At 42.8% G+C, this 14,431-nt stretch carries 17 protein-coding genes; 5 read left to right on the top strand and 12 right to left on the bottom strand.

Features of this window, described 5'->3' with window-relative positions; all coding sequences use genetic code 11:
- Positions 1-67 precede the first annotated feature (67 nt).
- The gene (locus LJ707_RS17745; RefSeq protein WP_228953527.1) at positions 68-289 is read left to right on the top strand and encodes a hypothetical protein; all 222 of its coding nucleotides are present in this window, start codon (positions 68-70) and stop codon (positions 287-289) included.
- Between the two features lie 22 nt (positions 290-311).
- Here LJ707_RS17745 and LJ707_RS17750 read toward each other — a convergent pair whose 3' ends face one another.
- Positions 312-1,121, bottom strand: a complete 810-nt coding sequence (locus LJ707_RS17750; protein ID WP_228953528.1) for a hypothetical protein — start codon at positions 1,119-1,121, stop codon at positions 312-314.
- A gap of 35 nt (positions 1,122-1,156) precedes the next feature.
- Positions 1,157-1,672, bottom strand: a complete 516-nt coding sequence (locus tag LJ707_RS17755; RefSeq protein WP_228953529.1) for a hypothetical protein — start codon at positions 1,670-1,672, stop codon at positions 1,157-1,159.
- Positions 1,673-1,761: 89 nt separating this feature from the next.
- On the opposite strand from LJ707_RS17755, the gene LJ707_RS17760 reads away from it, so the two are divergent.
- Positions 1,762-2,751 (top strand): tetratricopeptide repeat protein, encoded by a 990-nt coding sequence (locus tag LJ707_RS17760; RefSeq protein ID WP_228953530.1) that lies wholly within the window; start codon positions 1,762-1,764, stop codon positions 2,749-2,751.
- 54 nt (positions 2,752-2,805) lie between these two features.
- On the opposite strand, the gene LJ707_RS17765 is transcribed toward LJ707_RS17760, so the two are convergent.
- On the bottom strand, positions 2,806-3,198 hold the full coding sequence (locus tag LJ707_RS17765) for a helix-turn-helix domain-containing protein (RefSeq protein WP_228953531.1): 393 nt from the start codon (positions 3,196-3,198) through the stop codon (positions 2,806-2,808).
- Positions 3,199-3,315: 117 nt separating this feature from the next.
- On the opposite strand from LJ707_RS17765, the gene LJ707_RS17770 reads away from it, so the two are divergent.
- Complete coding sequence (locus LJ707_RS17770) at positions 3,316-3,915, top strand: FMN-dependent NADH-azoreductase (RefSeq protein ID WP_228953532.1); 600 nt, start codon at positions 3,316-3,318, stop codon at positions 3,913-3,915.
- Between the two features lie 81 nt (positions 3,916-3,996).
- Here the strand turns inward: LJ707_RS17770 and LJ707_RS17775 are convergent, their stop codons facing one another.
- A complete protein-coding gene (locus LJ707_RS17775; protein WP_228953534.1) occupies positions 3,997-4,536 on the bottom strand; it encodes an RNA polymerase sigma factor in 540 nt (179 codons plus the stop codon).
- A 275-nt stretch (positions 4,537-4,811) separates the two neighbouring features.
- A complete protein-coding gene (murB, locus tag LJ707_RS17780; protein ID WP_228953536.1) occupies positions 4,812-5,840 on the bottom strand; it encodes a UDP-N-acetylmuramate dehydrogenase in 1,029 nt (342 codons plus the stop codon).
- Positions 5,841-5,949: 109 nt separating this feature from the next.
- Here murB and LJ707_RS17785 point away from each other — a divergent pair, with 109 nt between their 5' ends.
- Together LJ707_RS17785 and LJ707_RS17790 are read left to right on the top strand one after the other, a co-directional pair.
- On the top strand, positions 5,950-6,162 hold the full coding sequence (locus tag LJ707_RS17785) for a hypothetical protein (RefSeq protein ID WP_228953539.1): 213 nt from the start codon (positions 5,950-5,952) through the stop codon (positions 6,160-6,162).
- Complete coding sequence (locus LJ707_RS17790) at positions 6,152-6,565, top strand: putative toxin-antitoxin system toxin component, PIN family (protein WP_228953541.1); 414 nt, start codon at positions 6,152-6,154, stop codon at positions 6,563-6,565. The genes LJ707_RS17785 and LJ707_RS17790 overlap by 11 nt, the downstream gene beginning before the upstream one ends.
- Positions 6,566-6,570: 5 nt before the next feature.
- Here the strand turns inward: LJ707_RS17790 and LJ707_RS17795 are convergent, their stop codons facing one another.
- The 7 genes from LJ707_RS17795 to atpG all read right to left on the bottom strand — a co-directional run bounded on the left by LJ707_RS17795 (position 6,571) and on the right by atpG (position 14,317).
- Entirely contained in the window at positions 6,571-7,884 is a 1,314-nt protein-coding gene (locus tag LJ707_RS17795) for a deoxyribodipyrimidine photo-lyase (RefSeq protein WP_228953543.1), read from the bottom strand.
- Entirely contained in the window at positions 7,874-8,782 is a 909-nt protein-coding gene (locus LJ707_RS17800; protein WP_228953545.1) for a TIGR01777 family oxidoreductase, read from the bottom strand. Before LJ707_RS17800 ends, LJ707_RS17795 begins: the two co-directional genes overlap by 11 nt.
- 8 nt (positions 8,783-8,790) lie before the next feature.
- Entirely contained in the window at positions 8,791-10,248 is a 1,458-nt protein-coding gene (locus tag LJ707_RS17805; RefSeq protein WP_228953547.1) for an SDR family oxidoreductase, read from the bottom strand.
- Between the two features lie 112 nt (positions 10,249-10,360).
- On the bottom strand, positions 10,361-10,552 hold the full coding sequence (locus LJ707_RS17810) for a hypothetical protein (protein WP_228953549.1): 192 nt from the start codon (positions 10,550-10,552) through the stop codon (positions 10,361-10,363).
- A gap of 70 nt (positions 10,553-10,622) precedes the next feature.
- On the bottom strand, positions 10,623-12,254 hold the full coding sequence (locus tag LJ707_RS17815) for a glycosyltransferase family 39 protein (RefSeq protein ID WP_228953551.1): 1,632 nt from the start codon (positions 12,252-12,254) through the stop codon (positions 10,623-10,625).
- 116 nt (positions 12,255-12,370) lie between these two features.
- On the bottom strand, positions 12,371-13,258 hold the full coding sequence (locus tag LJ707_RS17820) for a DUF4349 domain-containing protein (protein ID WP_228953553.1): 888 nt from the start codon (positions 13,256-13,258) through the stop codon (positions 12,371-12,373).
- A gap of 171 nt (positions 13,259-13,429) precedes the next feature.
- The gene (gene atpG / locus LJ707_RS17825) at positions 13,430-14,317 is read right to left on the bottom strand and encodes an ATP synthase F1 subunit gamma (RefSeq protein WP_228953555.1); all 888 of its coding nucleotides are present in this window, start codon (positions 14,315-14,317) and stop codon (positions 13,430-13,432) included.
- Positions 14,318-14,431 lie beyond the last annotated feature (114 nt).

A 14,431-nucleotide genomic window follows, 5' to 3' on the forward strand; every position in this document is an offset into this window, starting at 1 on the left:
CGAAAAATCGGAGCTGCTATTGATCACGCGGTCAAATTACGAAGCTTTAACACTTGCTGTACCGGTTATGGATCGTTACTTCCGGATTTTATATCAAAACAGCCTGGTTACAAAAGAGCAGCGCTTAATGAGCTCCATTACCCACACAGCCGAAGAAAAGTATGTAAAGCTGGCTGAATCAAACCCGAAGATCATTGAACGTATCCCTCAAAACTTAATCGCATCGTATTTGGGTATCGCGCCTGAAACACTGAGCCGTATTAAGAAAAACCTGGCTGCAAAGAGATAGTTATACCTGCTAATAGGAATGACTATTCGCTGAATCTGCTTACTACTTCATCAAAATCAAATTGCTTAATTGACACCACAAATGGCCGCGTTATATTTTGTTCACCACCTTCGGCAGGGCCATAATATGTGGCAGTTTTTGAAACCCACTCATTACCATTACTGTAAAAATCAATATCTATTGACCTGGACCCATTGATGAAGGTGAGCGGCAATAAATCCCCTTTTACCGGCCTTATTCGTAGTATCATATTATCAAAACAACGCTCGTAAAGCTGGTTCCCGTCTTCGTTTCTTACTGATATACAATCATCATCTTCAACGTATAGTGTTTTATCTCCGTTGCCCAAAACAAGCGAATCATTAACCCGGTCGCCAATAGTGTCATCCGGCTTATCACTGTCAGGCTTGTTTGTTGTCTTTTTTATACTTTTCAGGTTGGCTTTGTTTACAACATATCTTACCAGGGATGTTCCATCCTGATCTATCTCACACTTGGCGATGCCCCTTTTGGGGTCAATCCAGGTAAACTTGTAAAAATAACGCTCCTCTTTTCCGGGATAATAAGTAACACCCTGGTTAGATGAATTGATATGGTCGGCCTTAAATCTGAGTTCATCCATAATGCCGGTGTGAATAATGGAATCCGGCGTTACCTTGATCGTTTCATTGTTGGATGCAGTATCAGTAAGTTGAAAATCATTCTCCTGATTATCGATCACTGTCCAGGTATCAGCAAAGTTTAATGCAGGTTGGTTTGAGGTACATGAGATAACCAGGCTTAATAATAAAATAACGGGCATGGCCAGTTTTGTATGATTGGTAAAGGTCATATGCGTATGTGTGTGATTGGTTAATGTTAATATGATTACTTTATGGTATCGCGCCTCAAAATTGGTTTATCACGATCAGGATGATAAAGCGTAGCCGTACGGATCATCATGTCACCATCTATGCCAGGCATCCTTAAAACATCTATACGTGCTATCAAATTTTTACCATGATCCGGCAATACCCTATTCTCGTTATCTCGGGCAGCTTCATAAACCTGATCGCGATGGCTGTCCATAAGCTTTTTCTGATAAAACTGAATATCCAGGTGTTTTACGATATTCAACTCTTGCGCAGGGTAATGGTTTTTTAAAAACAAATCAAGTTCAGTAAAAAGCGCATCAGGCCTGGCGTGGCTAAAGCCGGATATTTCATAATACTGCACAACATCCCCCTTAACAAAAATCCGGCTATCCAAACCCTGTCCTGTTAAGAACGCATGGTTATATTCTTCGCTTACAGGTTCAATAGATATGCTATTATTTTCCCGGCAACTGAAAAAGACCACCAGCAAGAGGCATATTATTAAATACCGCACTTTACATCTTTCCATAAATAACTATGTAAGGCATTTCAAATATATGTTACAGTTAAATAACCCAAATGTTCAAAAATGCGGATTACCCTTTTTATATTCGGTAAATGAAGTATGTTTTAAAGTACCTGATTATTGCTGTAGTTTTTTTCATTTATGTGCCATGCCATGCGCAGGATGCACGCTCATTAACTCAACAAGGAATTGAGCTTGCTGATAAGCAACAGTATGCTGATGCTATTGAAAAATACAACGCGGCCTTAAAACTTGAACCCAATAACACCTCTGCCAATTATCGTATGGCTTTTAGTTTGAACGCCAGCGGCAAACGGGCCGAAGCCATCCCCTACCTGCAAAAGGTTATCACCTCCGGCGCTTCACCCATGATGATTGCATCAGCCTACAGCCTGCTGGGCAATATATATGATAAAAGCGCACAGCCCACACAGGCTATAGACAGTTATTTGAAAGCCATTAAAACTGATTCGGCGGATTATACGCTGCATTATAATCTTGCCCTGGCCTATTTTAGGGCGAGGCAATATAACGATGCGGAAAAAAGCGCGCTTACAGTACTCGCCACCAACCCAAAACATACCGGCAGCATGCGCTTATATGCCCTGGTAACATTCCATCAAAACAAACGGGGGCCTGCATTACTGGCGCTTTGCCATTTTCTTTCTCTTGAGCCGAAAGGTGCAAGCAGTACCGAGGCATACGGAAACCTGCAAAGTATATTAAAAGGGGGCGCGCTTAAAATTGCTGCCGGAGAAAAATCGCCTGTTATTGATGCCTCAACACGGCAACTCAATCAGGCCATTACCACAGCGGTAAATACGGTGGATAAAAGTAAGTATACCGCACCGGTAACCCTTTTAGAAAAACAATTAAGCGCTGTATTTATACAGCTTGGAAACATGGCGAGCAAACAAACGGCTAACCCTGCCTTTTTTAAGAACATTGCCGCCGAGTATTATCAATTAGCGCAAACCGACCGCATGCCCGCCTTCGCCAACTTTATAAGCCAAAGTGTTGATAAAAATGCTGCCGCATGGGTAAAAGCACATAGCAGTGTTGGTAATGAGTTGGGGGAGTAATGCCCTGTTAATAAGCCGGTATGGTGCGGTGATATTAGGAAAATGAATATTCTGTTACAGCTTGCTCTTTCTGCTGGCTACTATACGTTGCCGGTGCTTTGTGCCCCAGTCTTTAAGTTCAAGCAGCACCTTATCTAACGATTGGCTGTAGGGCGTTAACTGGTAGGTAACCGTAACCGGTGTGGTTGAATATATATTGCGCACTATAAATTCGTTAAGCTCCAGCTCCTTTAATTCTTTGGATAGTACTTTAGGGGTAATATCGCCTATTGAGCGTTGAATATCCTTGAAACGCATTGGCCCGCCGCTAAGGGTAAAAATAAGTGGCAGTTTCCATTTACCGTTCAGCACGTACAGGGCATCACGTATGCCCGCAACACCTTCGCTGCAGTTAAGCCTGGCGCAGTTTCGCTCTAATTCCGAACTTATTTTTACCTGTGTTTCCATACAATGTAAAGGTAATTACTATCCTAAAGGATACCGGTATCCTTTAGGATAGTAGTATCTTAAAGATAGCCGGGCTAATTAAGTTTGCCTCAATAACAAACAAAATTAGTTACAAACATGAAAAAGATCCTTCATATCATTTCGAGCCCGAAGGGCGAAAACTCATTCAGCATTAAGTTGGGCAACGCTATTATTGATAAGCTGAAACAAGCCAACCCGGGCAGTACGGTACAGGTTAAAGACCTAACTGAGTCGCCATTTCCGCACCTGGAGGAGGCAACACTTTCCGCATTTTATACTCCTGCGGAAAACCATACATCTGAAAACATAGAAGCCCTTAAAAACTCAAATCAGGCTATTGCCGAGATCAACAACGCTGATATTATTGTAATAGGTACTCCATTGTGGAATTTCGGTATCCCGTCGGTACTTAAAGCCTGGGTAGATCATATTGCCCGCGCGGGCGTTACCTTCAAATACAGCGAAGCAGGTGCTGAAGGTTTGATTAAAAACAAAGTGGTATATGTAGCGATGTCATCAGGTGGAATATATTCAAGCGGGCCTTACCAATCGTATGATTTTGTTTCAACTTATCTAAAAAATATATTGGGCTTTTTAGGAATGACTGACCTTACGGTGTTCCGTGTTGAGGGCACAGCCTACCCAGACCAAGCCGAACTGGCACTGCAAAGGGGAATAGAAAGTATTAGTATATAAACAACCTACATAATAACCATAAAAAAAACCCGCCATACAGCGGGTTTTTTATTATATATATGTTGAGTTTAAAATTTACTATTACTCGGCATCAGCATAAACAGGTTTGGTAACGCCGTTATCATAGGCTTTCAAATTCTTTTTAAGCAACTTGCGGGCTACGTGGATACGGGTTTTAACAGTACCGATAGGTATTTCCAAATGATCGGCAATTTCGTGGTATTTGTGGCCTTCAAAGTACATGGTGAATGGCACATAATACTCTTCAGGTAGTTTTTCAAGGGCGCGTTTAATATCATCCATTACAAACTTTGATTCGCCATCATTTTTAGTTGAGCTGAAAACCAGGTTTGGTGATGATATTTCATCGCTCTTGGTAACAAATGTGCTCATCTTAACAAAACGGCGATAGTTGTTGATGAAGGTATTTTTCATGATTGTGTATAACCACCCTTTTAAGTTGGTACCTTCTTTAAACTTATTGTAATAAGTTATCGCTTTTAACATGGTGTCCTGCACCAGGTCGTTGGCATCGTCAGCATCGTGCGTAAAATGTAAAGCGTATGAACGCAGTGAACTTGCTTGACGTAGTACCAGGGTGTTAAACTCAATCTTTGTCATAATAGTAGTTGTTTATGTGATTGAATAAAAACAATTATGATACCACTTTGCTAAACTTATAATAAAAGCCGTTTTAAAGCATCTAAAACGTAACTAAAACGTTTAAACACACATAGCTCTTTAATAAAATATTAATAATTGCTTGTTTTGAGTACAATTAACTGTACACATATATGGAATGCAGTGTAGCTTATAGCAGAATAAGCGCGTTATAATACACATCAACCCTATTAAGGAAGCTGCATTTAAGTAACAACAATAGAATTATTGAGTTATTAGCCCGGGTTGCCTATAATATTCACCTCGCGCTCCAGCTTAACGCCGAATTTAGCATACACACTGTCTATGATTTGCGACGAAAAATCATACACTTCCTGCCCGGTAGCCCCTCCATGATTAACCAATACCAGCGCCTGGTTTTTCCAGGTGCCGGTATTTCCAACCACTTTACCCCGCCAGCCGCACTGCTCAATCAACCACCCTGCTGCTAATTTTATAAACCCTTCACCCGCCGGATAGTTCACTACGCCCGGATGATTAGTTATTAACAAACTGAACTTATCCACATCAATAACCGGGTTTTTGAAAAAGCTGCCCGCGTTACCTATGGTTGATGGATCGGGCAGTTTGGAAACACGTATGTGCGATACTACTGCTGATACATCCTTTATAGTAGGATTGGTTATACCGCGGGCGGTAAGCTCCTGCTCAATAGCGCCGTATTTTAAGTTAAGGTTCGGGGTTAATGATAATTTATATTTTACCGATGTGATGATGCACTGCCCCTTCAGCTCGCTTTTAAATATGCTTTCGCGATAGCCGAATTTGCAATCAGCATGGGTAAAGGTTTTGATTTGGCCGGTAGCAATCTCAAAAGCGCGGCAGCTTTCAAAAACATCCTTTATCTCCACGCCATAAGCGCCTATATTTTGTATGGGCGATGCCCCTACCGAGCCCGGTATCAGGCTCAGGTTTTCCATACCTGCAAAACCACGGTCTACACAAAAGTTAACCAAATCATTCCATACCTCACCGCCGCCGGCTTCAACAATGACTTCATCCTGATTGATGCGATGTTCAATGCCGCGGATGTTGATGCGGATAACCAATCCATCAAAATCATTCACCATGAGCATATTACTACCGCCACCTAATACCAGGCGGGGTATGTTATTCCATTTTTCGTCGGCAAATAATTCCGCTAAATCATCTTCATGGCTTATTTCAACAAAGTATCTGGCGTGAGCCTCAATGCCAAAAGTATTAAGATGTTTAAGCGAAGTATTTTCCTGTATTTGCAGCATGGGTACGAATGTCGGGATTTTTTCTTTGTATCGATTATTTTTGCCGGATACAAACATCCATATAAACGTATAACGTTGTAAGCTCAGTTTATTTACTGTAAATTTGATTATGGCAACGTTGAAGATAAATGTAGTGAACCCCAAAGCAATAAAATTGCTGCAAGACCTGGCGGAACTTAACCTGATCACCATTCAAGAAAATGCTGATAACGGATTTCAGCGCATCCTTACTAAGTTACGCTCTAATGATAAAAATGCCCCAAACTTAGATGAGATAACCAAACAGGTTGAGGTAGTGCGTAAAAGGCGGTATGAAAAGTAAGCCTGTACGCATAATTCTTGACACTAATTTATGGGTTAGCTTTTTGATAACCAAGAACTACTCAAAACTTGATGATCTTTTATTCAAGCATAAGGTTATATTAATTTTTAGTGAAGAACTATTATCAGAGTTTACAGAGGTAATCAATCGACCTAAACTAAGAAGATATTTTTCGAATACTGGTATTGACGATTTGTTAGAGGTGATAAATGAATATGCCGAGATTATAACAGTTATTACCGAGGTAGACCTATGTCGTGACGAAAAAGATAATTTTCTTTTAGCCCTTGCTGTAGATGCACAAGCCGATTATTTGGTAACCGGCGATAATGATCTATTGACCATCAAGCAAATTAAAAACACAACTATATTAACTATCGCTGATTTATTCAAATCTCTTTAACCCCCTCACTTCCTCAACGCATCCTTAAAAGCCTTTAACACCCTTTCTCTGGCTTCTTTGTGGTCAACAATAGGTTTGGGGTATTTGGTAAAGTCGGCGTATTCGGGAACCCATTTCTTAACGTACTCCAATTTAGGATCAAACTTTTTTTGCTGCGATTCGGGATTGAATATCCTGAAGTATGGCGCGGCATCAGTACCTGAACCTGCCGCCCATTGCCAGCCGCCCACATTGCTGGCCATTTCATAATCCAGCAGTTTTTCGGCAAAGTAGTGTTCGCCCCGGCGCCAGTCTATCAGCAAATCCTTACTTAAAAAGCTGGCCGTAACCATGCGGATGCGGTTGTGCATATAGCCGGTTTCATTCAGCTCGCGCATACCGGCATCAACCAGCGGATAACCCGTACGCCCCTCGCACCAGGCTTTAAAATATTCTTCGTTATTTACCCATTTAATACGGTCGTACTCGGGCCTGAAGGCATGATCCATAGTATGCGGAAAGTGATGCAGCACCATCATGTAAAACTCACGCCATATCAGCTCATTCAGCCATGTTTTTTCGTGGCACTTGTAAGCATCAGCCGCCAGTTGGCGTATGCTCACCGTACCAAAGCGCAGGTGTATACCCATGCGCGAGGTTCCCTGAATAGCCGGGTAATCGCGGGTTTTAGCGTAATCATCTATTACATCCTTGTAGCTTTTATCCGGAAACGTACGATTACTTTTTTCAAAACCCATCTCCTTTAATGCCGGCATCGCCGGAGCCCTGAATTTATGCAGGTTTTTAAAATACTTTTTATTGGGATAGGGTTTTATATAAAACGGCTTGAGCGTTTGCAGCCAGCGTTTCTTATACGGAGTGAATACGGTGTATGGCTTGCCGTCATCCTTGGTTACTTCGTCGCGCTCAAATATTACCTGGTCTTTATAGGTTTTTAGTTCGATGCCTTGCTTTTTAAGCAGGATAGCAATATCGCCGTCGCGTTTGGTGGCATAAGGCTCATAATCGTGATTGGTATAAACCTCGGCAACCGGGTATTCTTTTAATAGGTTTTTAAATACCTTTTCGGGCGTATCATAAAACACCAGCAGATCGGAATGGTGCTTTTTCAGCTCGGCTTTAAGCTCTTCAATAACCTGGTAAATAAAGGTCACACGGGCGTCGTCCTTTTCTTTAAGGTCGTCGAGTATTTCCCTGTCAAAAATAAATATGGGCAGCACCGGGTTGCCGCTTTTAAGGGCACGGTAAAGGCCGGCATTATCATCAAGGCGCAGATCGCGCCGAAACCAAAATATAGATACAGGTTGCTTATCGGCCATAAATATCGGTCAATGCTTTATCAATACTATCAAACTTAAATATATAGCCCGCCTGTTCAATTTTATCGGCGGCTACTTTTGTGCTGCCCAATACCAGCGTACTCATTTCGCCCAGGGCAAGCTTTAGGCCGAAGGCCGGTACATTGGGTAACCACAACGGGCGTTTTAAATGCCTGGCCACGTGCTGTGTAAGCTGCTTATTAGTTACCGGGTTTGGGGCTACCATATTATATGCGCCTCCAAGTTCCTGCTCAATGGCATAAAGGTACATACCGGCAACATCCTGCCAGTGTATCCATGGCACCCATTGCCTGCCGCTGCCCAGTGCCGCGCCAAAGCCAAACTTTACAGGTGCCGATAGTTTAGGCAATGCCCCGGCGTGTTTATCCAATACCACACCAGTGCGAAACTTAGCTATACGGAGGCCTAACTTTTCGCCCTCATCAACCGCCTGCTCCCAAAGTACGCAGCACTGCCCTAAAAAATCATTGGCGGGCGGGTTTTCTTCGGTTAATAACTCGTCGCCCCGGTCGCTATAGTAACCAATGCCTGATGCCGATATTACAAACCGAACCTTATTGGATTTACGTTTAAGCAGATCATAAACCAGAGCAATTGATTTGGTACGGCTTTCAATAATTATCTTTTTGCGTTCGTCCGTCCAGCGCTCATCGGCTATGCCCGCGCCCGCCAGGTGGATAATGGTATCAACCCCATCAATACAAGCATCATCAATAATACCTTTATTTACATCCCACTTATAGGTTTGCACGCGCTTATCCTTACCCTCGCCTCTGCTCAAAATGCTAACCGAATAACCCTTGCTCAATAACAGGCTGGTAAGCTGCTTGCCCAAACCACCAGAGCCGCCGGTAAGTAATATCTTTTTATTGTTCATTGCTTTGTTCAGGTTTTTACTGCGCGGCCATCTTCAAACTGTACTATCTGTTTGGCCATGCCATTAAATATAAACAGGTGGAACGGCCACATCATGTACCAATAAGCACGCCCCCATAAACCATTTGGCCTGAAGGTAGCTATCTGGCTCAAAAATTTCTTCCCTTTTCTTTCAATTATTTTAAACTCGAGCCAGGCCTCGCCGGGTAATTTCATTTCGGCATATAACAGCAGGCGCTTATTTATTTTGTCGGCAAGTAACACGCGCCAAAAATCTATCACATCGCCCGGTTCAATACTGCTGCCGCTGGTACGCCCTCTGCGTGAACCTACGCCGCCAAACAGCTTATCTAAAAACCCGCGTATGCTCCATATCCAATCCCAGTAGTACCAGCCCCTGTCGCCGCCAATTGCCCAAATATTCTTTTCCACCTTATCGCTCTCCCCCTCAAAAGGCAGCTTTACCTTATACTCCAGCGTACCATTTTGCGGCACCTTGATCTGATCCATAAATTCTGATTTCAGATAACCAAAATTAAGCGCGTCCTTCCAGCTTGATACGATGGAGTTTTGCTCTATTTTTTCGAAGGCAAGCTCCAGGCTTTGTTCATATGTAAGGCACTGGCGGGGCACCACTTCATCAATGGCATGATCGCGCATAATGGTTTCATTCTTCATACTCTGCACCAAGCTATTGGCCAGCGAGTAATTAATAGAGGTAACAAAATACAGCCAGTACGATGATATTTTGGGTGAAAGGAAGGGTATGGTGATCATCCGGCGGTTAAGGCCACGCACTTTGGCATATCTAAGCATCATCTCCTTAAAGCTGAGCACATCGGGCCCGCCAATGTCAAAGGTTTTATCAAATGCCTTTTCATTAAGCATCACCCCTTCCAGGTAGCCCAGCACATCACGTATGCCAATAGGTTGGCAGCGGGTATTCACCCACTTGGGTACCGTCATCAGGGGGAGTTTTTCGGTAAGGTCACGTATTATCTCAAACGATGAACTGCCCGAGCCAATAATAATGGATGCTCTTAATACGGTAACCGGGGCCTTTCCCTCGCGCAAAACATCCTCTACATGCTTACGCGACAGCAGGTGTTTGGACAGGTTATCATCATTAACAATGCCACTTAAAAATATTACCTGGCGGCAATTGGTTTTATCAAGCTTTTGTATAAAGTTATGTGCCGATAATGCTTCGAGTTCGGCAAAATCCGGCGCTTGCGACATGGAGTGCACCAGGTAATAGGCGGCATCAATATCCTGTGGAAAATCCTCAATATCCTTTTCACGAAGCAGATCGCCTTTTATAAGCGATACTCGGTCGCTAAAATCGCTTTGTTCATGAAAGCGACGCTTATCGCGCACAAGGCATATTACATTGTGCCCCTTCTCCAATAAAACGGGGATGAGCCTCGTTCCTATATATCCGTTAGCACCGGCAAGTAATACCTTCATGCTTTATTGAACAATGCAAAGGCAAAAAGGTGTTTAACACTGCTTATAGCTAACAGGAATAAAAAAAGCGCCATGCAATGCAGGGCGCTTACTAAATATTGTATGGATGAGATTATTTACCCAAAATAGCAAAAACTCCTTTTAAAGCGATAATAGTACCAACAACAATGGCAATATTTGATACCCATGAGTAAATGGCCGCATCGCCCACAAAACGGAAGAAACAACCGAACAGACCGATAGCAATTGCTACAACCAGTATTTTATAATGCCCTTCGGCATTCGCATTTTCCATTGAACTCATGACTGAATATATTTTAATTGGCACAAAAATAAAAAATTTCGCTACAATAGCCACAACACATTGCACATTTTTAACGTGCCGAAAAATCATACAAAGTTACATCCACATCGGTTGATGCCTTTGGATTTTCCGGATGATAGCTTATTACCGGTTTTGCCAGTTGCTTTAGGTGATCATGAAAAAGCATTGGCCCGTTGTTTTCTTTATAATACCACACAGGGTCGCCAATAAAATCGCCGATGGGTATATCCATATGGTTGTGCTGTATTACCCATACCCGTTTTTTGCCTTTAAACCTTTCAAGATCACTATCTACCAGTTTAAAGTAGCTACTGAAGTTTGATACCTTGTGGCGATGATCGATCCCTGCTACGGCCGTAAATTTTAAAGGATAGATCTGTTTATATAAATTATAGCCCGGCAAATCATTCCAATACACATAAACATCGTCACCGGGTTGATAATGATTATTCAGGTAGGTGAGCGCCTCCCGCTGGAACGACTTTTTATAATCGCCAAACAGGTAGGTATTTTTTGCCTGAACGAGGGTGTTCTTTACCGGGCCGAAAACCAGCATCAAAGCCAGCACCGCCAGCGCTATGTTTGATTTAAATGGCCGCTGATAAAAAAAATCAACCCCGGCAGCCAGCAGCACGATGAACAGCGGCGCCAAAAACAGGGTAAGCCGCTCATGAAACGGGTATAGTTTTAATGCCGATGCCGCGAACACCACCAGGAACGAAAAGCCGATGATAAGCAGCAATTGCTTTTTGTTACGATAGAGCTGCCATATACCCAGGCCGGCAAGCAGCAGTGGGATAAATATCATGCGGAGTACAGCCTGCTGCAAAATGCCTACGTTATAAACATTTACCCAGCTTAAACCCATGGGGTAATTAAGGAACGATACCATACGCTTTACCAGCCAGGGCAGCGCATGTGCCGATAAAGGCATAAATGAATCATGATAAACAAAAAAGAACACCAGCCAGCCGGTATCGCTATCCTTACTGGTAAACAGCACATAGTTAATTATAAAACTGCCAAACCATACGGCAAATACAGGCATAACCGCTATCAGCAAATTGAACTGTTTTTTTAGCAGATAATTTAACCCGATAGCTGCCGCCATGGCCGCCATTACAAATATGGAGGCGAAGGAGAACCACACGATAGCGGCACCCCATATACCCCATATCAATCGCTTTTTAAGGGTGGCTTGCCCGTAATATTGCAGGTACAGGTAAAGCAGCAGTATTACCGAGAACAGCTCGACAGAATATTGCTTTGCCTCAACCGAATGGTATAAAACGACAGGCCCAAAGGCAAGTAAGGCCATGGCAACCACACTGCCGGCAGGTTTTAACAGTTTTTGTACTACCGGCACAAATATCACTAACGACAGTATGCCGCATATAAACGGGAACAGCCTAAGCGGCAATTCACGCGTACCAAAAAGCATGGTAAGTGTTTTAACTACTAACAGGTAACCCAATGGTGCTTTTTGCTGAAAAGGCAGCGCTTTGGTAAGCACATCAGTAAGGTTGTATTGCGCGAATGCTGTAGACAGGTAAATCTCATCCTCCCATAACGAGCGATTATCCAGCAAATGATATAGCCGTAATACAACGCCTAAGGCTACAATTGTCCATAGTAAATTACGGGTGAGTTTAATATTCTTGCTCGGTATATTCTGGGGCATATAGCTTTAAAAAAACAGGGATGCCTTAAAAATAAGGCATTTATAGTAAACATATAGCAAAAAAGCGCTTTTTGAGGCCGCTTTTTCGTACAACTATAGCTTGTGCTTAACTAATACTAAACCGTGCTTTTAACAGGCCCCTTAGCAGCAAATAAAGCCGGATGCTTTTTTCGGTAATATTTGTATACCAGCCACATAGCTACCCCTATCATCACAAACACCCAAAGGTTTGCCAAAGCGATAAAAACATCAGCCACCAGCAGTACGCCATTTACCAGTGATTGCTTTAACCTTAGTAAAAAGCTGATATTATATATTGCCGGATCAGTATCAGGTATTCGCTCTTTGATGATGGTACTGTTCTGGAAAAAATTGAGGCTTACCGTACTGTATTTCACAGCCGCGTCAATACGTTTGGTGTTGATCTGTTCATCAACAAGCGCGTCCTTAAATATCAGTACATCCTGTGGGTTTTTAAGCTTAATGCGGCCTTGCTTTTGCTGCTTTACCAGCTCTTTACGGCTATCCATCCGCAATTGCGATTCGAGATATTGCAGCGTATTATCCTCAATATCCATATTGCTTACTGTGGTGTATACACCAAGTTTATTTACGGCGCTCACAAATGCCGTTAACCGCTCCGCAGGTACTTTAACCGTCATATCTGCATAAGTATTGAACGCCGATACCCGCATTACCGAATCATCATCCAGTTTTACTTCCTTTATCGGCGAAACATCAGAGCGCAAATGATGGTTCATCACCATACCGCTGTACTGATCGGTCAGGGTGGTCACCTCCTCGCCTATCTTGCGCACATTGGTTACCTTAAAAGTTAGTCCGGCGGTTTTTATCAGCTTTTGCTGATCGAAGGCAACACTGTCGGCAGCCACCAGCGCAGTATCGCTGCTTTCATTTTGCAGGGTTGAGTAATTGCCATTTCCACGGCATGAGTATAGCGCCATCGCTGCGCACAGCAATGCAATTAAAGCTCTGGTTTTCATAATGTTATAGGTTTTTTATATTAATACCGGCAACCTGAAAAAGGTAACCTGTTTGCACAAAAAATAATCTGAATGTTACAGATTATCAGGCACAAATAAATTAAGATAGCAAAGCCGAAAAACAAAAAAGGCCACCCATTTGGGTAGCCTTCAATATCATTTAATAATGTATTAACCGTTTGATAATGCCGCCGCGCCGCTAACAATCTCCGTAAGCTCGGTAGTGATGGCTGCCTGGCGTGCCTGGTTGTATGATAATTTCAGGCTGCGTAATAGTTCACCGGCGTTATCGGTAGCCTTGTCCATGGCCGTCATGCGGGCGCCATGCTCTGAGGCATGTGAGTCAAGCACGGCACGGTATAATTGCAGCTTGATGTTTTTAGGTATCAGCTCTGCAACTATCTCTTCTTTTGATGGCTCAAGTATATAATCAGTTTGTGATGCACTGTTATCAACCGCCTTATTTTCAACTTTTGGCACAGGTAATAACTGCTCGGTAATTAAAAACTGTACAGCAGCGTTCCTGAAATGGTTGTACACAACTTCCACACGGTCATAATCGCCATTAACAAAGCCCTGCATAATGGCGTCGGTAATTACCGATGTATTGGCAAAATTAAGGCTTTGGTAAAGCTCGTTATTGTTGCCAATAACGTTGTATTTACGACGGCTAAAAAAGTCGTGCCCCTTTTTACCGATAGCTACGATAGAAACATTGCCGTTTTTTAGCTGTTCGCTGTATTTTTCAGCAATCAGGTTATTGGCCGTTTTAATAACGTTGGCGTTAAATGCACCGGCCAAACCACGGTTTGATGATACCACAACTACCAGTACACGCACGGGCTCACGCTCCTGCAGGTAAGGTGATGCGCCATCCTCAAGGCTGGCCGACAGGTTTGCCAAAAGCTCCTTTAGCTTGGTTGCATACGGACGTAACTGTACAATAGCATTGGTAGCGCGCTTTAACTTGGCAGCCGAAACCATTTTCATAGCCTTGGTGATCTGCTGTGTTGAGCTTACCGATGATATCCTGTTTCTTACTTCTTTTAAATTAGCCATTCGTTAAATGTGCAAATTTCAAATGTGCAAATGCACTATCTTTTATATAGTTAATTATGATCTGATGAAGAGATATACTAATCTGCACATTTGCACATCAGCATATCCGCACAT

The sequence above is a fragment of the Mucilaginibacter sp. UR6-1 genome, assembly GCF_020880975.1.
Classification (GTDB): domain Bacteria; phylum Bacteroidota; class Bacteroidia; order Sphingobacteriales; family Sphingobacteriaceae; genus Mucilaginibacter.

Coding starts and splice junctions, on each gene's coding strand:
- LJ707_RS17745 (WP_228953527.1), top strand. CDS start 68: ATGGATCGTTACTTCCGGATTTTATATCAAAACAGCCTGGTTACAAAA.
- LJ707_RS17805 (WP_228953547.1), bottom strand. CDS start 10,248: ATGAAGGTATTACTTGCCGGTGCTAACGGATATATAGGAACGAGGCTC.
- LJ707_RS17750 (WP_228953528.1), bottom strand. CDS start 1,121: ATGACCTTTACCAATCATACAAAACTGGCCATGCCCGTTATTTTATTA.
- atpG (WP_228953555.1), bottom strand. CDS start 14,317: ATGGCTAATTTAAAAGAAGTAAGAAACAGGATATCATCGGTAAGCTCA.
- murB (WP_228953536.1), bottom strand. CDS start 5,840: ATGCTGCAAATACAGGAAAATACTTCGCTTAAACATCTTAATACTTTT.
- LJ707_RS17790 (WP_228953541.1), top strand. CDS start 6,152: ATGAAAAGTAAGCCTGTACGCATAATTCTTGACACTAATTTATGGGTT.
- LJ707_RS17775 (WP_228953534.1), bottom strand. CDS start 4,536: ATGACAAAGATTGAGTTTAACACCCTGGTACTACGTCAAGCAAGTTCA.
- LJ707_RS17815 (WP_228953551.1), bottom strand. CDS start 12,254: ATGCCCCAGAATATACCGAGCAAGAATATTAAACTCACCCGTAATTTA.
- LJ707_RS17755 (WP_228953529.1), bottom strand. CDS start 1,672: ATGGAAAGATGTAAAGTGCGGTATTTAATAATATGCCTCTTGCTGGTG.
- LJ707_RS17760 (WP_228953530.1), top strand. CDS start 1,762: ATGAAGTATGTTTTAAAGTACCTGATTATTGCTGTAGTTTTTTTCATT.
- LJ707_RS17800 (WP_228953545.1), bottom strand. CDS start 8,782: ATGAACAATAAAAAGATATTACTTACCGGCGGCTCTGGTGGTTTGGGC.
- LJ707_RS17820 (WP_228953553.1), bottom strand. CDS start 13,258: ATGAAAACCAGAGCTTTAATTGCATTGCTGTGCGCAGCGATGGCGCTA.
- LJ707_RS17765 (WP_228953531.1), bottom strand. CDS start 3,198: ATGGAAACACAGGTAAAAATAAGTTCGGAATTAGAGCGAAACTGCGCC.
- LJ707_RS17785 (WP_228953539.1), top strand. CDS start 5,950: ATGGCAACGTTGAAGATAAATGTAGTGAACCCCAAAGCAATAAAATTG.
- LJ707_RS17770 (WP_228953532.1), top strand. CDS start 3,316: ATGAAAAAGATCCTTCATATCATTTCGAGCCCGAAGGGCGAAAACTCA.
- LJ707_RS17810 (WP_228953549.1), bottom strand. CDS start 10,552: ATGAGTTCAATGGAAAATGCGAATGCCGAAGGGCATTATAAAATACTG.
- LJ707_RS17795 (WP_228953543.1), bottom strand. CDS start 7,884: ATGGCCGATAAGCAACCTGTATCTATATTTTGGTTTCGGCGCGATCTG.